Annotated in this window: 16 protein-coding genes; 8 read left to right on the top strand and 8 right to left on the bottom strand. The window is 63.1% G+C overall.

Annotated elements, in window-relative coordinates; translation table 11 throughout:
* Nucleotides 1-176 precede the first annotated feature (176 nt).
* From FG13_RS01935 to FG13_RS01925, 3 genes are read left to right on the top strand one after another with little or no spacing between them, the layout of a single operon-like run.
* Nucleotides 177-1043 (top strand): MurR/RpiR family transcriptional regulator, encoded by an 867-nt coding sequence (locus FG13_RS01935; RefSeq protein ID WP_034757651.1) that lies wholly within the window; start codon nucleotides 177-179, stop codon nucleotides 1041-1043.
* Entirely contained in the window at nucleotides 1036-2028 is a 993-nt protein-coding gene (iolG, locus tag FG13_RS01930) for an inositol 2-dehydrogenase (RefSeq protein WP_081922383.1), read from the top strand. The genes FG13_RS01935 and iolG overlap by 8 nt, the downstream gene beginning before the upstream one ends.
* Nucleotides 2029-2064: 36 nt before the next feature.
* Nucleotides 2065-3087 (top strand): Gfo/Idh/MocA family oxidoreductase, encoded by a 1023-nt coding sequence (locus FG13_RS01925; protein ID WP_035817889.1) that lies wholly within the window; start codon nucleotides 2065-2067, stop codon nucleotides 3085-3087.
* Nucleotides 3088-3102: 15 nt separating this feature from the next.
* Here the strand turns inward: FG13_RS01925 and FG13_RS01920 are convergent, their stop codons facing one another.
* Both FG13_RS01920 and FG13_RS29275 read right to left on the bottom strand, forming a co-directional pair.
* Nucleotides 3103-3438, bottom strand: a complete 336-nt coding sequence (locus FG13_RS01920) for a helix-turn-helix domain-containing transcriptional regulator (protein WP_035826871.1) — start codon at nucleotides 3436-3438, stop codon at nucleotides 3103-3105.
* Nucleotides 3407-3784, bottom strand: coding sequence for a type II toxin-antitoxin system RelE/ParE family toxin (locus FG13_RS29275; RefSeq protein ID WP_442905197.1), 378 nt, complete (start codon nucleotides 3782-3784; stop codon nucleotides 3407-3409). Before FG13_RS29275 ends, FG13_RS01920 begins: the two co-directional genes overlap by 32 nt.
* Nucleotides 3785-4017: 233 nt before the next feature.
* On the opposite strand from FG13_RS29275, the gene FG13_RS01915 reads away from it, so the two are divergent.
* Complete coding sequence (locus tag FG13_RS01915) at nucleotides 4018-5235, top strand: hypothetical protein (RefSeq protein ID WP_035817887.1); 1218 nt, start codon at nucleotides 4018-4020, stop codon at nucleotides 5233-5235.
* Here the strand turns inward: FG13_RS01915 and FG13_RS01910 are convergent.
* A complete protein-coding gene (locus FG13_RS01910) occupies nucleotides 5232-6605 on the bottom strand; it encodes an MFS transporter (RefSeq protein WP_035826869.1) in 1374 nt (457 codons plus the stop codon). The genes FG13_RS01915 and FG13_RS01910 overlap by 4 nt on opposite strands.
* A 123-nt stretch (nucleotides 6606-6728) precedes the next feature.
* On the opposite strand from FG13_RS01910, the gene FG13_RS01905 reads away from it, so the two are divergent.
* Together FG13_RS01905 and FG13_RS01900 are read left to right on the top strand one after the other, a co-directional pair.
* Entirely contained in the window at nucleotides 6729-7370 is a 642-nt protein-coding gene (locus FG13_RS01905; RefSeq protein WP_035826866.1) for a TetR/AcrR family transcriptional regulator, read from the top strand.
* A gap of 89 nt (nucleotides 7371-7459) precedes the next feature.
* Nucleotides 7460-8497 (top strand): ParB/Srx family N-terminal domain-containing protein, encoded by a 1038-nt coding sequence (locus FG13_RS01900; protein ID WP_051958374.1) that lies wholly within the window; start codon nucleotides 7460-7462, stop codon nucleotides 8495-8497.
* Between the two features lie 68 nt (nucleotides 8498-8565).
* Here FG13_RS01900 and FG13_RS01895 read toward each other — a convergent pair whose 3' ends face one another.
* From FG13_RS01895 to FG13_RS01875, 5 genes are all read right to left on the bottom strand, one after another.
* A complete protein-coding gene (locus FG13_RS01895; RefSeq protein WP_035817885.1) occupies nucleotides 8566-9675 on the bottom strand; it encodes an ABC transporter ATP-binding protein in 1110 nt (369 codons plus the stop codon).
* Nucleotides 9676-9684: 9 nt separating this feature from the next.
* On the bottom strand, nucleotides 9685-10560 hold the full coding sequence (locus FG13_RS01890) for a carbohydrate ABC transporter permease (protein ID WP_034757607.1): 876 nt from the start codon (nucleotides 10558-10560) through the stop codon (nucleotides 9685-9687).
* Entirely contained in the window at nucleotides 10557-11441 is an 885-nt protein-coding gene (locus FG13_RS01885) for a carbohydrate ABC transporter permease (protein WP_034777935.1), read from the bottom strand. The genes FG13_RS01890 and FG13_RS01885 overlap by 4 nt, the downstream gene beginning before the upstream one ends.
* Nucleotides 11442-11553: 112 nt before the next feature.
* Complete coding sequence (locus FG13_RS01880) at nucleotides 11554-12807, bottom strand: ABC transporter substrate-binding protein (protein WP_035817882.1); 1254 nt, start codon at nucleotides 12805-12807, stop codon at nucleotides 11554-11556.
* A 357-nt stretch (nucleotides 12808-13164) separates the two neighbouring features.
* A complete protein-coding gene (locus FG13_RS01875) occupies nucleotides 13165-14454 on the bottom strand; it encodes a maltoporin (RefSeq protein ID WP_081922382.1) in 1290 nt (429 codons plus the stop codon).
* 345 nt (nucleotides 14455-14799) lie between these two features.
* Here FG13_RS01875 and FG13_RS01870 point away from each other — a divergent pair, with 345 nt between their 5' ends.
* Nucleotides 14800-16713 (top strand): glucokinase, encoded by a 1914-nt coding sequence (locus FG13_RS01870; RefSeq protein WP_035817879.1) that lies wholly within the window; start codon nucleotides 14800-14802, stop codon nucleotides 16711-16713.
* Nucleotides 16697-17755 (top strand): LacI family DNA-binding transcriptional regulator, encoded by a 1059-nt coding sequence (locus tag FG13_RS01865; RefSeq protein ID WP_081922381.1) that lies wholly within the window; start codon nucleotides 16697-16699, stop codon nucleotides 17753-17755. The genes FG13_RS01870 and FG13_RS01865 overlap by 17 nt, the downstream gene beginning before the upstream one ends.
* The last annotated feature ends 12 nt before the right edge of the window (nucleotides 17756-17767 follow it).

The raw sequence follows: 17767 nt of genomic DNA, 5'->3' as shown, positions 1-17767 counted from the left end.
ATGAAGGGTGTCACCGGCCTGGCCTTGCGGCACACGAACCGATGCACTGCGCACAGCTTAGGCCACAAAAAAGACAAATGCAATAAAATTTTCAAAATAAATTTAAATAGAAAATCATTTCTATTTTCTGAATTCACTCCTATAATTCTCGCCAGAACCAGCCCAAAGGAAACAACATGGCAGCCACCGCCCCCATCGAACAGCTGATGCAGCACATTGCCGCCGAGTACGACAACCTGTCGCGCCAGCTGAAAGTCATCGCCCAATACATTGAAAAGCACCGCGCCAGCCTGATGCTCGAGCGCATCAGCGACATCGCCGCCGCCTGCGACGTGCAGCCGTCGGCCATCGTGCGCTTCGCGCAGCGCTTCGGCTACACGGGTTTCAGTGAAATGCAGGATGTCTTCCGCCAGGCTTATACGGACCAGGCCGGCGCCACGCCTGACTACCAGCAGCGCATCCGCAAGCTCATTTCCACGCGCGACGCGGCGCTGAGCGCGGGCGACCTGACGCGCGAATTCGTCGGCGCCAGCCGCGCCGGCCTCGACGATCTGGCCGCAGGCCTCGACGACGCGCAGCTGGAAGCGGCCGTCAACCTGCTGCTGAAAGCGGAAAACATCTATGTGATCGGCGTGCGCCGGTCCTTCCCGATCGCCTCCTACATCGCCTATGCGCTGGAACACACGGACAAGCGCGTGCACCTGATCAGCGGACTGGGCGGCATGCACCGCGAACAGATGCGCAGCGTGCGCGAACGCGATGTGGCGATCGCCATCAGTTTCTCGCCTTACGGCAAGGAAACCCAGCAGTGCATCAAGGCGGCGCAAGACAAGGGCGCCAAGGTCCTGGTGATTACCGACAGCAAGCTGGCCCCGCTCGCGCGGGCCGCCGACGCGCTGCTCACCGTCACCGAGGGCAGCGCCTTCGCCTTCCGCTCGCTGACCAGCACCATCTGCCTGTGCCAGGCGCTATTCATCGCGCTGGCATACAAATTAGAGCTCGACATCGAAGAAATCCACACCCCAGGAGAACATGATGATTGAAGTAGCGTTGTTCGGCGCCGGACGCATCGGCAAAATCCACGCGGCCAACCTGGCTGCCCAACCCGGCGTGCAGTTCAAGTACGTGGTCGACGTCAACCAGGAAGCGGCCGCCGCGCTGGCTGGCCTGCATGGCGGCAGCAGCGCCACGGTCGAGGCGGCATTGGCCGACCCGGCCATCAAGGCCGTCGTCATCGCTTCCAGCACGGACACGCACGCGGACCTGATCCTGCGCTCGGCCGCCGCCGGCAAGGCCATCTTTTGCGAAAAACCCGTCGACCTGACCCTCGACCGGGCGCGCGCCTGCGCCGCCGCCGTCAAGGAAGCCGGGGTCCTGTGCATGCTGGGCTTCCAGCGCCGCTACGACCCGACATTCAATGCCGTCAAGACACGCATCGCAGCGGGCGAGATCGGCACGCCGGAATTGCTGGTCGTCACCAGCCGCGATCCGGGCCCGCCGCCCGTGAGCTACATCAAGGTGTCGGGCGGCATCTTCAAGGATATGCTGATCCACGATTTCGACATCTTCCGCTGGATACTCGACGATGAAGCCGTCAGCGTGCACGCCACGGGCAGCTGCCTCGTCGATCCGGCCATCGGCGAGGCGGGCGACCTCGATACGGCCGTCGTCACTATCCGCACGGCAAAAGGACGTTTGTGCCAGATCAATGCCTCGCGCCGCGCCGCCTACGGCTACGACCAGCGTTTTGAGGTGCTGGGCAGTGCCGGCATGCTACAAGCGGGCAACCACAAGCCGACGGAAGTGACGGCCTATGGTTCGGTGAACGTCAGCGTGGACAAGCCGGAAGATTTTTTCCTGGAACGTTACCGCGCGGCTTACGCACAGGAAATGGCGCACTTCTTTGACGCCCTCAGCCACGGCACGCCGCTGCGCACGACGGTGCACGATGGCTTGAAGGCGCTGGAACTGGCCGAAGCGGCCACCCTGTCGTGGCGCGAGGGTCGTGTTGTAAACCTCGCGTCGTGACCCTGTAAAAATACAAAAAAAGATACTGGAGACCAAATGTCATCCCCAACATTAAAAGTCGGCATCGTCGGCCTGGGCCGGCTGGGCCAGCGCCATGCCATCAACCTGGCGCAGCGTGTGCCGAATGCCGAAGTCGTGGCCGCCTGCAGCCCCGTGCCGGCCGAACTGGACTGGGCCGCCAGCACGCTCGGCATCACCACCGGCTATGCGGACTACGACGCCCTGCTGGCCCACCCGGGCCTGGACGCCGTCTTCCTCGTCACGCCCACCTCGCTGCATGCGGACCAGATCATCGCCGCCCTGCGCGCCGGCAAGCACGTGTTTTGCGAAAAACCGCTGTCGCTGGACCTGGCCGATTGCCTGAAGGTGGAAGCGGAAGCGGCGCGCCACCCGCAGCTGACCATCATGATCGGCTTCGTGCGCCGTTTCGACGCCAGCTACCATGACGCGCAACAAAAGATCGCCCAGGGCCTCATCGGCAAACCGTATCTCGTGCGCTCGCAAACCTGCGACCAGAACGACCCCAGCGGCGCCTTCATGCGCTTCGCCCCCACCAGCGGCGGCATCTTCCTCGATTGCAGCGTGCACGATATCGACCTGGCGCGCTGGCTGCTGGGCAACCCCGTGCCCAAGCGCGTGTATGCGAGCGGCACCAATGCCATCCACACGGGGTTGCAGGCGTTCGGCGACGTCGACAACGGCCTGGCCACGGTCGAGTTCAGCGACGGCAGCATGGCCAGCTTCATGGCCTCGCGCACCATGGCGCATGGCCATGAAACCCTGACGGAAGTGTTTGGCACGGGCGGCCGCCTGGCCGTGGGCAGCAATCCGCGCCTGAACCGGGTGGAAATTTCAGATGCGCATGGCGTGCGCAATGAATGCACGCCGGACTTCTATGCCCGCTTCGCCGACGCCTTCTTGATCGAGGCGCAGGAGTTTACGGATGCGGCACTGGGCCGGCGCACCTTGTCGCTGACCTTGCACGATGCAACGGAAGCGACGCGCATCGGCCTGGCCATGACGCAAGCGATGCGCGAAGCGCGCCCGGTGGAATTCTAGCCGCGTGCCAAGAACTCAGGCAGCCGGTGCGGGAAATGAACGTTCGGGCTGCCTGGGTTCGACGGCCAGCCGCAAGCCCATGGCATCGAGGATGGCCGTCAAGGTGCTCAGGGACGGATTGCCATCGGGCGACAGGGTGCGGTACAGCTGGGTAGGGTTGAGCTTGGCCGCCTGCGCCACGGCAGGCACGCCGCCAAAGGCGCGCGTCAGCTGGCGCAGCACGGCCAGCAGTTCGCCGTGGTCGCCATCGACGAGGATATTGTTGATCAGTTCAAGGGCGAGATCGGGATCATCGCGGTACAGTTCGGCCATCGCTTCGTCATGCGAGCGGTCTCTTGGTGGTTTGCTCATGACCTGTTTCACGTCCTCTTTCATGTCCTCTCTCCTTCCAGTCGTGCCAGCAGGCACAGGCGTATTCGATATCTTTCGGCTGCGTGCGCTTGTCTCCACCGCACAATAATAAAATGATCTGCCCGTCAGCGATGGCGTAATACACGCGGTAGCCGGGCCCCACATCGATGCGCAATTCCCACACGCCGTCGTGGCAAAATTTATGGTCGCCAAAATTGCCTGGCATCATGCGCAGCACGCGTCGCACGATGGCCACCCTGGCCGTATTGTCGCGCTGGCGTTTCAGCCATTCCGTATATAAATCCCTGCCCGATGATGTCAGGTAGTGCCGGATCTCATACATCATATTCGTCCATAAACGAAGAAAGATCAAGGAGAAAATCACGTAACCACAAAAAAGACGACCACGCCATCTTGCTACCAAATCCGCGCACGCAGTCCGTGAATGCCGGGTTCACTGAGCTACATCAAGATGCGTTTTCCTAATTGTTATAGAGAAATGATGCCTCACGTCCGTGCTTCACTCCAGCCTGTTGCGCTATACAATAAGCGCCTGCCCAACCGCACAATCAGGCCGCCATGACGAACAACGACAGCAACTCCCCCCTTCACGCCGACGTGGCCGAACGCTACGTCAAGCTGGTCCTGGCCATGGGTCAGCACGATGCCTCGTATGTGGACGCGTATTACGGCCCGCCCGCATGGCAACAGGAAGCGGTAGAACAGCAACTGAGTTTGAGCGATATCCAGGCCGCGACAGACAAGACGCTGGCCCTGCTGGCCGGTGAAACTTGCCTGCGCGCCGTCAACCTGCGCAAGCAGTTGCAAGCCGTGCTGGCCAAGGCGGACATGCTGCAAGGCACACGCCTCGATTTCGATACGGAAAGCGCGCGCCTGTACGACGCCGTCTCGCCCCATCACAGCCGCGCATACTATGAAGCACTGGTGGCGCAGATCGACGCGCTGCTGCCCGGCGAAGGCACGGTGAGCGACAGGGTCAACGCCTTGCGCGCGCAACTCGTCATTCCCGCCGACAAGCTGCGCACCGTCATGGATGCGGCCATCCGCGCGGGCCGCGAGCGCACCTTGCGCTACATCACCCTGCCCGACGGCGAAGATTTTGTGCTGGAATTCGTCACCGGCAAACCGTGGAGCGGCTACAACTGGTACAAGGGTAACTACCAGAGCGTGATCCAGATCAATACGGACTTGCCCGTGTACATCGATCGCGCCGTCGACCTCGGCTGCCATGAAGCGTATCCGGGCCACCACGTCTACAACGTGCTGCTCGAGCGCGACCTGGTGCGTGGCAAGGGCTGGATGGAATACTGCATCTATCCGCTGTACTCGCCGCAATCCCTGATCGCCGAAGGCACGGCCAATTACGGCATCGAACTGAGCTTTACGGATGAAGAACGGCTGGCTTTCGAACAGCAGGTGCTGTACCCGCTGGCCGGCCTCGATCCGGCATTGGCGTCCCGCTATGCGCAACTCAATGCGCTGCTGGCCAAACTGAGTTACGCCGACAACGACATCGCGCGCCAGTACCTCGAAGGCAGCATCACGCGCGAGGAAGCGCTGGAATGGCTGGTCAACGTGCGCCTGTATCCGGCCGAGAAATCGGCGCAGCGCCTGCAGTTCTACGACGCCATGGGCGCCTATGTCATCAATTACAACCTGGGCCAGGACATGGCGAAAGCCTATGTCGAGCGCCAGGGCGCGACACGCGCAGCACACTGGGCCGCGTTCCGCGATTTGATGTCTTCGCCGCGCGTGCCCAGCGGCTTGCTCGCCTAGGGCTGCCTGGCTGGCAGCCAGTACAGCGGCAAGGCCACCGCCAGGCATGCCAGCCCCGCCAGCAGCATGGCCAGCTGGAAGCCGGCGGCGAGTGCGGCAACCTGTCCCGACCGCTTCAGCATGGCGGCGGCACGCAAGCTCATCACGCTGCCCAGCACCGCCACGCCCAGGGTCATGCCTGCCTGGCGCAAGGCATTCATGATGGCCGACGCCATGGCCCCACGCTCGCTGCCCACGCTGGCCATGGCCAGCAAGCCGGTGGCCGGCACGGCCAGTCCCATGGCCACGCCCAGCAAGCCGAACAGGGTACCGACGATGGCATACGGCGTCTGTGGCGCCAAGGTCGCAGTCGCCAGCAGCACCAGACCCGCCAGCAGATAGCCACCCAACATCAGGCGGCGCAAAGGCACGTGGCGGCTGAGACGGCCAAAGCCCAGGGAAACGATGCCCATGGCGGCAAACTGCGGCAACATGCGCCAGCCGCTGGCTCCCGCCGCCCAGCCCTGGATTTGCTGCAAGTACAGCGAGAAAAAGAACAGGCTGCTGTAGCAGGCAAAGCCCAGCACCAGCGAGGCCAGGTTGACCAGCGCGAAGCTTCGCTCGCGAAACATTCGTAGCGGCAACAAAGGGCGCGGCGCGCGCGCCTCGACGGCAAGGAAGGCGATAAAGGCCAGCAGCGCGAACACCAGTGGCGGCCAGGCCGGCGTACTACCTGAACCCAGCGCGATCAAGCCATACGTGAGTGCGCCCAGCCAGGCGATGCTCAACACCTGCCCGGTCCGGTCCAGCGCCGCCTGCTCGCGGTAATGGCGCTCCGTGATGCCCCAGGCGCCCAGCAGCATGGCCAGCAAACCCAGCGGCAGATTGATCAGGAAGATGCTTTGCCATCCCGTGGCCTCCAGCAGCATGCCGCCCAACAACGGCCCCAGAATCAGCGCCAGCGCACTGAAGGCCGACCAGCCGCCGATCACATGCGCCCGTTCGCGCGGATCCGGAAAAGCATGGCTGAGTATCGGCATCGCGCCTGGAATCAGCAAGGCCCCCGCCACGCCCTGCACGGCGCGCCCGGCCAGCAGCAGCGGCAGGCTGGCCGCCAGCGCGCACAGCAGCGAGCCGGCGGTAAACAATGCCACGCCCAGCAGCCAGATGCGCTTGTGGCCATGCCGGTCGCCCAGCGGGCCGGCCGACAGCATGCAGGCCGACAGGCAGAGCGCGTACGCATTGACCACCCACTGCAAGCCCGCCATGTCCGTCGCCAGCGCCGTCTGCAAGGTCGGCAGGGCCACGTTGACGATGCTGATGTCGAGCGACGCAAGAAAAGTGCCCAGGTAAGCGGCGGCCACCAGGGCCGCGCGGCGATAACGTTGCATGGAGATGCTCCAATTCATGAGTTCCCCTTCATCATACATATCGACTGACCGTCAGTCAATTGAATGAAAGCAGCGTGCGCTGGTGTGCTTGGGCTGCGCCAGCGCTTCATTTATACTGGGCGCATGACTACTTCCCACCCCGCCATGCCCGATGCCGCCGCCACGCCAGCGTCCGCCCGCCCGCGCACCAAACCGGCCGAGATTCGCCTTGATGAATTGATGGCCGCCGCCGAGCAGCTGTTCCTGGACCAGGGCGTGGAAGCGACCACGGTCAGCGACATCACCACCCTGGCGGGCGTGGCGAAAGGCACGTTCTATCATTACTTTCCGTCCAAGCAGGAAATGCTGGCGGCGCTGGCCGCACGCTACACCAGCCGCTTCCTGGCCAGCCTGGAAGCGGCCGTTGACCTGTGCATGCCGCACGACTGGGAGGGCCGGCTGCGCGCATGGGTACAGGCCAATGTCGCTACCTATCTGCGCACCTGGCGGCTGCACGACATCGTCTACACGAGCCACCGGCGCAGCCTCGGCATGGAGCCGGCGGACAACCCCGACAAGAACGCCATCCTGGCCCAGCTGGACGCCATCCTCGCTGGCGGCGCGGCAGCGGGCGCATGGCCGTTGCCGCAGCCGCGCCTGGCGGCCCTGATGATTTACTCGGCCGTGCATGGCGTGACGGACGACGCCATCGCCGCACAACTGCAGGACAGCAGCGCCTTTGCCGCCGACGTCGCCGACGCCTGCCTGCGCATGCTGGGCCGCTGACGGCGGGCCGCATGAATTGACGCCAGCCTGCGCGGCATCAAGCTGCGGTGCATGGCATCAGCGATACTGTGTCTTTTAGCGAGGATGCAATGCTCCGGATTTTCCACCGTTCCCCTGCCCTGCTGCTGGCGTTGGGCTGCCAGTCGGCATTCCTGCCGCCGGCACTGGCGCGCGATGCCGCCACGCTGCCCGCCTTGAGCGCGCGCCAGCAGGCGCTGATGGCCACCGTCGTGGGCAACGCCGCCCATCCGCGCATCCTGCAGGTGCGCCTCGATGAACTGCATCCGACCCAGCCGGCCATCGGCTACGACCAGGTGTATTACAAGCTGGGACGCTATGCGGCCGAAGAAAAACACCTCGCCGACATCGCCAAGCCCAAGAAATTCGCCGACCTGTGCGAAGCCAATGGCCAGCACGACGTTCTGCCCGGAACGGCCAATGTGCCAGGTGCCACCCTGGCCGCGCCACCGGCCGGCTACCGCTGCGAGGCGGCCGTGGGCAGCCGCCCGGGTGCCATGAAAAGCGTCGTCATCGGCCCGCGCGGCATCGTCTACCTGACCGATGGCCACCACACGTTTTCCACCTTCTGGGATGCCGATGGCGGGCGCAATCATCAATTGAAGGTGTGGGTCAAGGTCAGCGACAATTTCAGCGCGCTGGGCGAAGCGGCCTTCTGGGCCCGCATGCGCGCGGAGAACAAGGTGTGGCTGAAAGATGGGCGCAACCAGGCCATCACGCCGCAGCAACTACCATCGGCCATCGGCCTCGCAGCGCTGGGCGACGACCCATACCGCTCGCTCGTCTACTTTACGCGCGAAATCGGCTACGAGCCGCCGAAGCACGCCACGGAATTCCTCGAATTTTACTGGGCCGACTGGCTGCGCCGCAAACCGGCGCCAGACCTGGCGCGGGTCGACCTGCGTGACCCCGCCGCGTATGCCAGCGCCATCCTGCTGGCCGCGCAGGCGATGGTGGCGCTGCAAGCGGACGATATCGTCAGCGACGGCAAGCGCGCGGCGGACCTGGGCGCGCTGCGGGAAGTCAACCGGGAAGAATTCGATGAACTGATCGACGACAAGGGCAAGCTGCGCCAGTCCATCATGTACAAGAAATCGCTGGCACGATAAGCGCCTGCGCAAACAACAACGGCCCGCTTGTCACCAGGACAAGCGGGCCGTTTTTATGGAGACAACGCCTAGGCGATGCGTTCGCCGTTGGCCGGATCAAACATGGCCGCTTTCGACAGGTTGAACGACAGCTGCATGGTCTGCCCTGGCAGCACGGCTTCGCGCGGATGCGTGCGGCAAGTGACGGCGGCGCCGTTCAGCCGCGTCGTCAGCAGGGTGTCGGGGCCGGTCGGCTCGACCAGGTCGATCAGGCAACCGAGTTCCTGGCCCACGTCGCCGTGCGCGCTGCTCATGTCCGTGATCTGCTCCGGACGCACGCCCAGGATTACGTCGCGGCCCGCATAGCTGCGCAGCTTGTCGGCCGCGAAAGGCAGGGCCAGACGCAGGCTCTTGCCCGCGTTCTCGATGGCGACAAACACCTCGTTGCCCTCGATGACAGGCTTGACGGTAATGAAATTCATCGACGGCGAGCCGATGAAACCGGCCACGAACAGGTTGGCCGGATTGTCGTAGATTTCCTGCGGCGTGCCCAGTTGCTGCACTACCCCATCCTTCATGACGGCGATCAGGTCGCCCATGGTCATCGCCTCGATCTGGTCATGCGTGACGTAGACGATGGTGGCCTTCAGGCGCTGGTGCAGCAGCTTGATCTCGGCGCGCATTTCCACGCGCAGCTTGGCGTCCAGGTTCGACAGCGGTTCGTCGAACAGGAACAGCGACGGCTTGCGCGAAATGGCGCGGCCCATGGCCACGCGCTGGCGCTGGCCACCCGACAGCTGCGCCGGACGACGGTCCAGCAAGTGCGTGATTTGCAGGGTTTCGGCGACGCGGGCGACGATTTCCTGCTGCTCCGCCTTCGGCACTTTTTTCACGTTCAAACCGAACGCGATGTTTTCGCGCACCGTCATCGACGGGTACAGCGCGTAGGACTGGAACACCATGGCGATGTCGCGGTCTTTCGGCGGCAAGTCGTTGACGACCTTGCCGTCGATGAGGATTTCGCCGGACGTAACGCTTTCCAGGCCGGCCACCATGTTGAGCAAGGTCGACTTGCCGGAGCCGGAGCCGCCGACGAGGATCAGGAACTGGCCATCCTTGATCTCGATGTCGATGCCTTTCAAGACTTCGACGCCATTCGTGTACACCTTGCGGATGCTGCGTATCGATAAACTGGACATATTCTTTCCTTAACCTTTGACTGCGCCTGCGGTCAGACCGCGCACAAAATAGCGACCTGCGACCAGATAGACCAGCAGGGTCGGCAGCGCGGCAATCACCGCGGCCGCCATGTTGACGTTGTATTCCTTCACGCCCGTGGACGTGTTGACCAGGTTGTTCAAACCCACCGTGATCGGCTGCGAATCGCCGCTGGCGAAGACGATGCCGAACAGGAAGTCGTTCCATATCTGCGTGAATTGCCAGATGATGCAGACGACGAAAATCGGACCCGAAATCGGCAGCACGATCTTGCGGAAGATCAGGAAGAAGCCGGCGCCGTCGATCCGTGCCGCCTTGATCAGTTCTTCCGGCACACCGATATAGTAGTTACGGAAGAACAGGGTCGTGAACGCCGTGCCATACACCACGTGCACGAAGACGAGGCCCGTGGTGGTATTGGCCAGGCCGAATTCGCCCAGCAGGCGCGCCATCGGCAGGATCACCACCTGGAAGGGAATGAAGCAGCCCACCAGCAAGGCGGCAAACAGGATTTCCGAACCGCGGAAGCGCCAGTGCGCGAACACATAGCCGTTGAAGGCGCCCAGGAAGGTCGAGATCAGCACGGCGGGAATCACCATCTTGATCGAGTTCCAGAAGAACGGCTGCATGCCGTCGCAGGTGACGCCCGTGCAGGCCGAAGACCAGGCCTTGGACCAGGAGTCGAACTGCCACACGTGCGGCAAGGCCAGCAGGTTGCCGCTGCGGATCTCGTCGAGCGACTTGAACGACGTCGACAGGGTCACGTACAGGGGCACGATGTAATACACCGCGAACAGGATCAGCAGCAGGTATAGCACCACCCGTCCCAGGGTGAGTTTGTTGTTACGTGTAGGTGTGTGTGTCATCTCATCGCCTTTGCGCTGCGCGTTTCCAGGTACATCAGCGGCACGAGCACGGCCACGATGGTGGCCAGCATCATCATTGCCGATGCCGAGCCCAGGCCCAGCTGGCCGCGGGTGAAGGAAAACTGGTACATGAAGATGGCCGGCACGGACGACGAATTGCCAGGGCCGCCAGCCGTCAGTGCGATGACCAGGTCGAAGCTCTTGATGGCGATATGCGCGAGGATCAGCAGCACGCTGAAGAACACGGGACGCATGGCGGGAATCACGATGCGCCAGTAGATCGTCGGCAGCGATGCGCCGTCGACTTGCGCCGCCTTGATGATTTCGTCATCGATGCCGCGCAGGCCGGCCAGGAACAGGGCCATGACAAAGCCCGACGACTGCCATACGCCGGCGATCACCACCGTGTAGATGGCCATGTCGGAGTTCACCAGCCAGTCGAAGGTAAACGAGGTCCAGCCCCAGTCGTGCATGACTTTTTCCAGGCCCAGGCTGGGATTGAGCATCCATTTCCAGGCCGTGCCGGTGACGATGAAGGACAGCGCCATCGGATACAGGTAAATGGCGCGCAGCGCGCCTTCGGCGCGGATTTTCTGGTCCAGCAGGATGGCCAGGAACAGGCCGATGGCGATGCTGCAACCGATGAACAGGACACCGAAGATGCCGAGGTTCTTGAGCGAGGTCCACCAGCGCTCGTTGTCGAACAGCTCGTAGTATTGCACCAGGCCGGCGAACTCGTAGTTCGGCATCAGCCGCGATTCGGTCAGCGACAGCCAACCGGTCAAAAAGATAAAACCATAGACGAATACCAGGCTGGCGATGAGCGTGGGGCCCAACACCATCTGCGGTATCCATCGGTCGAATTGCTTGCGTATGGACATAGGAGAGCCGTAGAGAGAACTGCGTGTGGCGCCGGCCTGGTCGAAGCCAGGGCGGACGCCTGCGATGCATGCAATGCAGCGGGCGCCGGCGAGCGTGCCGGCGCCGTCGTGATTACTTCACTTTTGCCGCTTTGGCCAGGGCTGCAACCGCGTCTTTCGAGCTCATGTTGGTGTTCATGAACTTGGCAATGACGTCGGTCACGGCGCCTTGCGTGGCCGATGGCAGCGCCATGCCGTGGGCGAACGATGGCACCAGGCCGCCGGTCTTGTTGGTGGCGTCCATGTCTTCCATCGATTTCAGGGCGCAAGCGTCAAACTTGTCCTTCGATACGCCGGAACGCACAGGGATGGAACCCTTGTTCAGATTGAAGATCGACTGGAACTTCGGATTCATGATGGCGTTGGCCAGGGCGATCTGCCCTTTCTTCGCATTCGCATCCTTTTGCGTGAACATGGCAAACGAATCGATGTTGAAGGTGTAGGCCTTGTCCGTGCCAGGCGCAGCCACGCACAGGTAATCCTTGCCCGGCACTTTGCCAGCAGCCGTGAACTCGCCCTTGGCCCAGTCGCCCATGAACTGGAAGCCGGCCTTGTTGTTGATGACCATGGCGGTCGCCAGATTCCAGTCGCGGCCTGCCGCATCCTTGTCGATGTAGGTCTTCACCTTGCCCAGGGTGTCGAACACCTTGAGCATGGTCGGGCCGGTCAATTCCTTCTGGTCCAGCTTGAGGATGGCTTTCTTGTAGAACTCCGTGCCGCCCACGCCCAGCGCGACGGATTCAAACACGGTGGCGTCCTGCCAAGGCTGGCCGCCGTGGGCGATCGCGATGCCGCCCGATTTCTTGATCTTCTCGGCCGCGTCGAAGAACGCATCCCAGGTGGTCGGGGTGGTGGCCACGCCGGCTTTTTTCAGCACTTCCGGATTGACCCACATCCAGTTGACGCGATGAACGTTGACGGGAGCGGCAACATAGTGGCCTTTGTATTTCATGATGTCGGCGACGACTTTTGGCAGCACGGCATCCCATTTGCCTGGAATGGCGGCATCATCGATATTGGCCAGCACGCCTTCAGCGCCCCACTCCTGGATCGATGGGCCCTTGATCTGGGCGGCCGTCGGCGGATTGCCGGAAATGACGCGGGTTTTCAGCGCGGTCGCGGCGTTTTCGCCAGCGCCACCGGCCACGGCGAAGTCTTTCCAGCCGAAGCCGCTTTCTTTCACGATTTGCTGCAACTGACCCACGGACTTCGCTTCACCGCCGGAGGTCCAGTAGTGCAACACTTCCACGTCGGTCGCAAACGCGCTGCCAGCGAATGCCAGGGTGGTCAATGCGGCCAGTTGGGTAATCTTGAATTTCAGTTTCATCTCCACATTCCTTTTTTGATCAAGCTTTTAGGGGGCTTCGGCATACGGGGGCCGAAAAAGGTGAAATCTGCGCCTGTACCGGCGCTCTTGTGCTCAGACCCGCTTGCAAACGGGCATCATCTTGGTGTAAAGACGGCGCCGTGATCCATGACATGCGTACACTGTATTTATATCACGGGACGGCGCCAAAAACGCATCCGCGAAGGATGCGCCAGGTTGATCTGCACTTACAAACATCAACACTGAACAAAACCGTCGCGAGCGGCAGTGATTTGTGGCCGAGAAGCGCAGCCGTGCTGGAGCACGGTGAGCATCGCAGGCCGCAAAGCGCGCCGCGCAGCAGGTTTGGTTCTGTGTTTAGAACCAGGTTTCGACTTGGAAGCCGTACGAAGTGCCGCTGGTATTGTTGTTGTAGATCGGGCCGCCGTTGTTCGACGCGTTGACCGAGGCGGTGGCCGCATCGTTCCATTTGCCGTAGGTAACAAAAGCGCGCAGTTCAGGACGCGACCACAGGCCAGGACCGGCGGAGATCGTCGGTGCAATGGTCAGCTTGGTCAAACGCTTGGCTGGCTGGCCGCCCGATTGCGTCACGCGATCCGTGCCCAGTTCGCCCACCAGCTTGAAGTTGTTGGTGAACGCGTACACGGGACGCACGCCGACCGAGGTCCAGGTCGACGAACCCTTGGCGTTCGATTCGTCTTTTTGCCACAAGGCGACAAATTCCATGCCGAAGTTGGCCATCGGCTGGATCGCCATGTCATTGAAGATGCGCGTGCGTTTCACGTCCGAACCGAAAGTGGTGTCGCCCGAAGCGCCGAACTGCGCGCCCGTGCCGGTGCCAGGGCCGACGCCGTACTGCACGCCGAAGGTATTGCCGCCGCCGAACACTTTCGCCTGGCGGTGGAATGCCGACAACTGCCAGCCGTTATGCTTCTTGCCGTAGAAGTCGTTGTCCTTGCCTTCGCCGATGATGTAGGTCGCGGCCAGATCCAGGGTGCCGTTTTCATTGACGGGAATTTCACCGTAGATGAAGTTCTGGCGCACGGCCGAGGTGGTGCCGAGGATGGCGCCGTTATCGTCGCGCTTGTTGACATCGTTGTCCTTGAAGAAGGCATACGAGAATTTACCCGGACCAGCAGGAATGCGGTCCAGGCCGGCGCCCGTGCCGTTCATGTTGATGTACTGCAAGTCCAGCATGTGGATGTCAGGACGGTAGTAGAAGCGTTTACCGATCCAGGCCGTGCCGCCGTTCAGGAAATCGAGTCCCTGCGCTTCGACATAGGCCTTGACGATGCCCAGCTTGTTGCTGCCGAAATCCGAGTTTGGCGCGTAGGCGTTGACCCAGATGGTGGCCAGATAGTTCACGCCGCCGGACTGGGCAACGGACTTGGTGTAGCCGAATTCCGTGTAGGCGTCGCACTCATTGCCCAGACGGTATTTCATGGTATTGCCACCCAGGCCGAAGCAGCCTTGCGAACCGCCGTCGCCCGAGGTATTGCTGCCGGCGCCAGCGCGCAGGTAGCCGTGGAAGCCTTCGGCGTCGGATGGGTACATTGGATCGGCGGCAGCGGAACCGCTGGCGATGGCTAAGACGATGGCAGCTGGCAGTGTCTTCAACACGGCCTTCAACATGTTGCGATGCAGCATGGTAAGTCTCCTCAGTAGTTATTTTTTATCTAGTCATTCGTGGCCGAATGTACTGGCCAGAATTCTTTCCAGCAGAGACATAGTAACTATACTACGAACAAATATCAACATATTATGTTGTAATCCTACGACTACTCTGCGACACTTTATTTGCGTACCGACAGGCGAGTTGACTGCCCTGTTTTTCCCGCTGGCGCCATCCGTTTCCAGCACTGCGGGCAAGCATTTGCGCAGGCGCCCCGCATTTTTCGGCACGCGGCACGTATACGAATTAAAATCCTTGGTTTTTGCCATAACGACAGTGCGCCGCCAAGACAGCGCACGCATACGAGACTGGGCACCGCCATGAAAATTGATGAAAAAATGGAAGTAGCAGGCAGCGATCCGGCGGAGCGCTTCAGTGAAGGGCCGCGCCTGCTGGCCGACATCGGCGGCACCAATGCCCGCTTCGTGCTCGAAACGCGCCAGGGCCACCTGGAAGCGGTGGCCGTGCTGCCCTGCGACGACTACGCATCGCTGCTCGACGCCATCACCGCCTATATGGACAGCAGCGAGGCGCGCGCCGCCGGTTCGGCGCGCGTGCGCCATGCGGCCATCGCCATCGCCAATCCCATCGACGACGACAATATCCGCATGATGAACCATCACTGGTTCTTCTCGATCGAAGCCATGCGCGCCACGCTGGGCCTCGACACCCTGCTCGTGGTAAACGACTTCACGGCGCTGGCCATGGCCCTGCCCTACCTGCGGCCCGACCAGCGCCTGCAGATCGGCGGCGGCATGGCGCGCGCCGACAGCGTCATCGGCCTGCTCGGCTCGGGCACGGGCCTGGGCGTGTCGGGCATGATCCCCGCCGAAGACCGCTGGATCGCGCTGGGCAGCGAAGGGGGCCACGTCAGCTTCGCGCCGTGCGACCAGCGCGAGATGGACGTGCTGTCCTTCGCCTGGCGCGAACTGTCGCACGTCTCGGCCGAACGCCTCGCCTCCGGACGCGGGCTGGAACTGATCTACCGCGCCCTGTCCGAGCGCGCCGGCATGCCCGATGCGCCGCCGCTGCTGGCGGCCGACATCACCAGCCGCGCGCTGAACAATGAATGCGACGTATGCCTCGAAGCGGTGGACTGCTTCTGCGCCATCCTCGGCTCCATCGCCGGCAACGTGGCCATGACCCTGGGCGCGCTGGGCGGCATCTATATAGGCGGGGGCATCGTGCCGCGCCTGGGCCCCCTGTTCGAACAGTCGCAGTTCCGCGCCCGCTTCGAGCAAAAGGGCCGCCTGAACGAATACCTGGCGCAGATCCCCACCTTCCTGATCACGGCCGAACTGCCCACTTTCCTCGGCATCGCCGCCATCCTGGCGCAAAAGCTCAAACGCGCCCATACCGGCGCTCCCATGCTCGAATCCGTGCGCCAGGCGCGCGGCCGCATGAGCCCATCGGAATGCAAGGTGGCCGACTGGGTCTTGAAAGAGCCGAACGCCATGCTGACCCTGCCGATCGCCGAAATCGCCCAGCGGGTTGGCGTCAGCCAGCCGACCGTCATGCGCTTTTGCCGCTCGGTCGGCGTGCAGGGCCTGGCCGACTTCAAACTCAAGCTGGCGTCGGGACTGACGGGCGGCGCCATCACCGTGGCGCACTGCCATGTGGAAATCTCGGATTCCGACGCGGAACTGGCGCGCAAGGTGCTGGGCAATAACGCTTCGGCCGCGCTGGCCATGCGCGACATGCTCGACGTGAAAGCGCTGACGGCCGCCATCGAGCTGCTGCGCGGCGCACAGCGCGTGGAACTGCTGGCCGTGGGCAGCGCCCGCGTGGTGGCCGACGACATGCAGCACAAGCTGCTCAACCTGGGCATCGTCAGCAGCTTCTTTGCCGACCCGCAAGCGCAGGAAATGAGCGCCGCCATGCTCAAGCCGGGCGATGTCGCGCTGGTCATTTCCCGCTCGGGCGCCCTGCCCGACCTGCTGCGCACCGTCAAGGTGGCGCAAGGCTGCGGCGCGCGCGTGCTGGCGATTACGGCCAGCGGTTCGCCGCTGGCCAAGCTGGCCGACGTGCTGCTGACCCTGAACCACCCGGAAGGCAACCTCAATTTCGTGCCCATGATCGTGCGCCTGCTGCAGCTGATGATGCTCGATATCCTGTCGGTGGGACTGGCGCGGCGCGACACGGCGCAGCGCACCAGCGCCGCCGAACTGGAAGAGGGTCAATTGCACGGCATGCGCATCAGCGGCAAGCTGAAATTCGGTGGCCACCTCGAATAAGGCGGCGCACGCCGCCCCCGATACGTCCAGCGGCGCCACCGTGCATGACGTGGCGCGCGTGGCCGGCGTCTCGGCCATGACGGTATCGCGCGTGATCAATGGGCGCACCAGCGTCAGCGCGGCCACGCGCGACAAGGTCGAGGCGGCGATCACCAGCCTGCGCTACCAGCCCAACCTGGCGGCCAGGGCGGCCCGCACGGGCACCCTGCGCATCGGCCTGTTGTACAGTAACCCGAGCGCAGCCTTTCTCAGCGAATTTCTCGTCGGCGCCATGGATCAATGCCGCCAGGGCGGCGGCCAGTTGCTGCTCGAACGCTGCGAAGACATCGACAGCCAGCGCGCCGGCATCGATTGCCTGGTGGCGGCCGGCGTGGACGGCATCCTCGTGCCGCCGCCCCTGTGCGATTCGCCAGAAGTGCTGGCGCAGCTGAACCAGATGGGCATCCCCGCCATCGCCGTGGCCACGGCGCGTCCCTCGCCCGGCGTCTCGGCCGTGCGCATCGACGACTACGAAGGGGCGCTGGCCATGACGCGCCATTTGATCGCACTGGGCCACCGCGACATCGGCTTCATCGAAGGCGACCCGGCGCACACGCCCGCCCTGCTGCGCCGCCAGGCCTTCGAGGACGCCATGCGGGAAGCGGGCTTGCAGGTAGCCCCGCACAGGGTGGCGCAAGGCTACTTTACGTATCGCTCGGGACTCGACGCGGCGCGCCAACTGCTGGCGCAAGCACCGCACCCGAGCGCCATCTTCGCCAGCAACGACGACATGGCCGCCGCCACCCTGGCCGTGGCGCACGGCATGGGCTTGCAGGTGCCAGCGGAATTGAGCGTGTGCGGCTTCGACGACACGCCCGTCGCCACCACCGTCTGGCCCGAACTGACCACCATCCACCAGCCCATCGCCGACATGGCGCGCGCCGCCGTCAATCTCGTCATCGACGAAATCCGCCAGCGCCGCACAGGAGAAACGTCGCCCGCCACGCATCATCTGATGGCGTTCACCCTGATGGAACGGGCGTCGACGGGACGCGCACGCTAGCCGCGCGCGTGC

It is taken from the genome of Janthinobacterium sp. RA13, from assembly GCF_000745325.1.
In the GTDB taxonomy this organism is placed as follows: domain Bacteria; phylum Pseudomonadota; class Gammaproteobacteria; order Burkholderiales; family Burkholderiaceae_D; genus Janthinobacterium; species Janthinobacterium rivuli.
Note: the sequence above shows the minus strand (reverse complement) of the source record. Positions and strands in the feature narration are given on the sequence as shown.

Coding starts and splice junctions, on each gene's coding strand:
- FG13_RS01935 (WP_034757651.1), top strand. CDS start 177: ATGGCAGCCACCGCCCCCATCGAACAGCTGATGCAGCACATTGCCGCC.
- iolG (WP_081922383.1), top strand. CDS start 1,036: ATGATTGAAGTAGCGTTGTTCGGCGCCGGACGCATCGGCAAAATCCAC.
- FG13_RS01925 (WP_035817889.1), top strand. CDS start 2,065: ATGTCATCCCCAACATTAAAAGTCGGCATCGTCGGCCTGGGCCGGCTG.
- FG13_RS01920 (WP_035826871.1), bottom strand. CDS start 3,438: ATGAGCAAACCACCAAGAGACCGCTCGCATGACGAAGCGATGGCCGAA.
- FG13_RS29275 (WP_442905197.1), bottom strand. CDS start 3,784: ATGATGTATGAGATCCGGCACTACCTGACATCATCGGGCAGGGATTTA.
- FG13_RS01915 (WP_035817887.1), top strand. CDS start 4,018: ATGACGAACAACGACAGCAACTCCCCCCTTCACGCCGACGTGGCCGAA.
- FG13_RS01910 (WP_035826869.1), bottom strand. CDS start 6,605: ATGCAACGTTATCGCCGCGCGGCCCTGGTGGCCGCCGCTTACCTGGGC.
- FG13_RS01905 (WP_035826866.1), top strand. CDS start 6,729: ATGACTACTTCCCACCCCGCCATGCCCGATGCCGCCGCCACGCCAGCG.
- FG13_RS01900 (WP_051958374.1), top strand. CDS start 7,460: ATGCTCCGGATTTTCCACCGTTCCCCTGCCCTGCTGCTGGCGTTGGGC.
- FG13_RS01895 (WP_035817885.1), bottom strand. CDS start 9,675: ATGTCCAGTTTATCGATACGCAGCATCCGCAAGGTGTACACGAATGGC.
- FG13_RS01890 (WP_034757607.1), bottom strand. CDS start 10,560: ATGACACACACACCTACACGTAACAACAAACTCACCCTGGGACGGGTG.
- FG13_RS01885 (WP_034777935.1), bottom strand. CDS start 11,441: ATGTCCATACGCAAGCAATTCGACCGATGGATACCGCAGATGGTGTTG.
- FG13_RS01880 (WP_035817882.1), bottom strand. CDS start 12,807: ATGAAACTGAAATTCAAGATTACCCAACTGGCCGCATTGACCACCCTG.
- FG13_RS01875 (WP_081922382.1), bottom strand. CDS start 14,454: ATGCTGCATCGCAACATGTTGAAGGCCGTGTTGAAGACACTGCCAGCT.
- FG13_RS01870 (WP_035817879.1), top strand. CDS start 14,800: ATGAAAATTGATGAAAAAATGGAAGTAGCAGGCAGCGATCCGGCGGAG.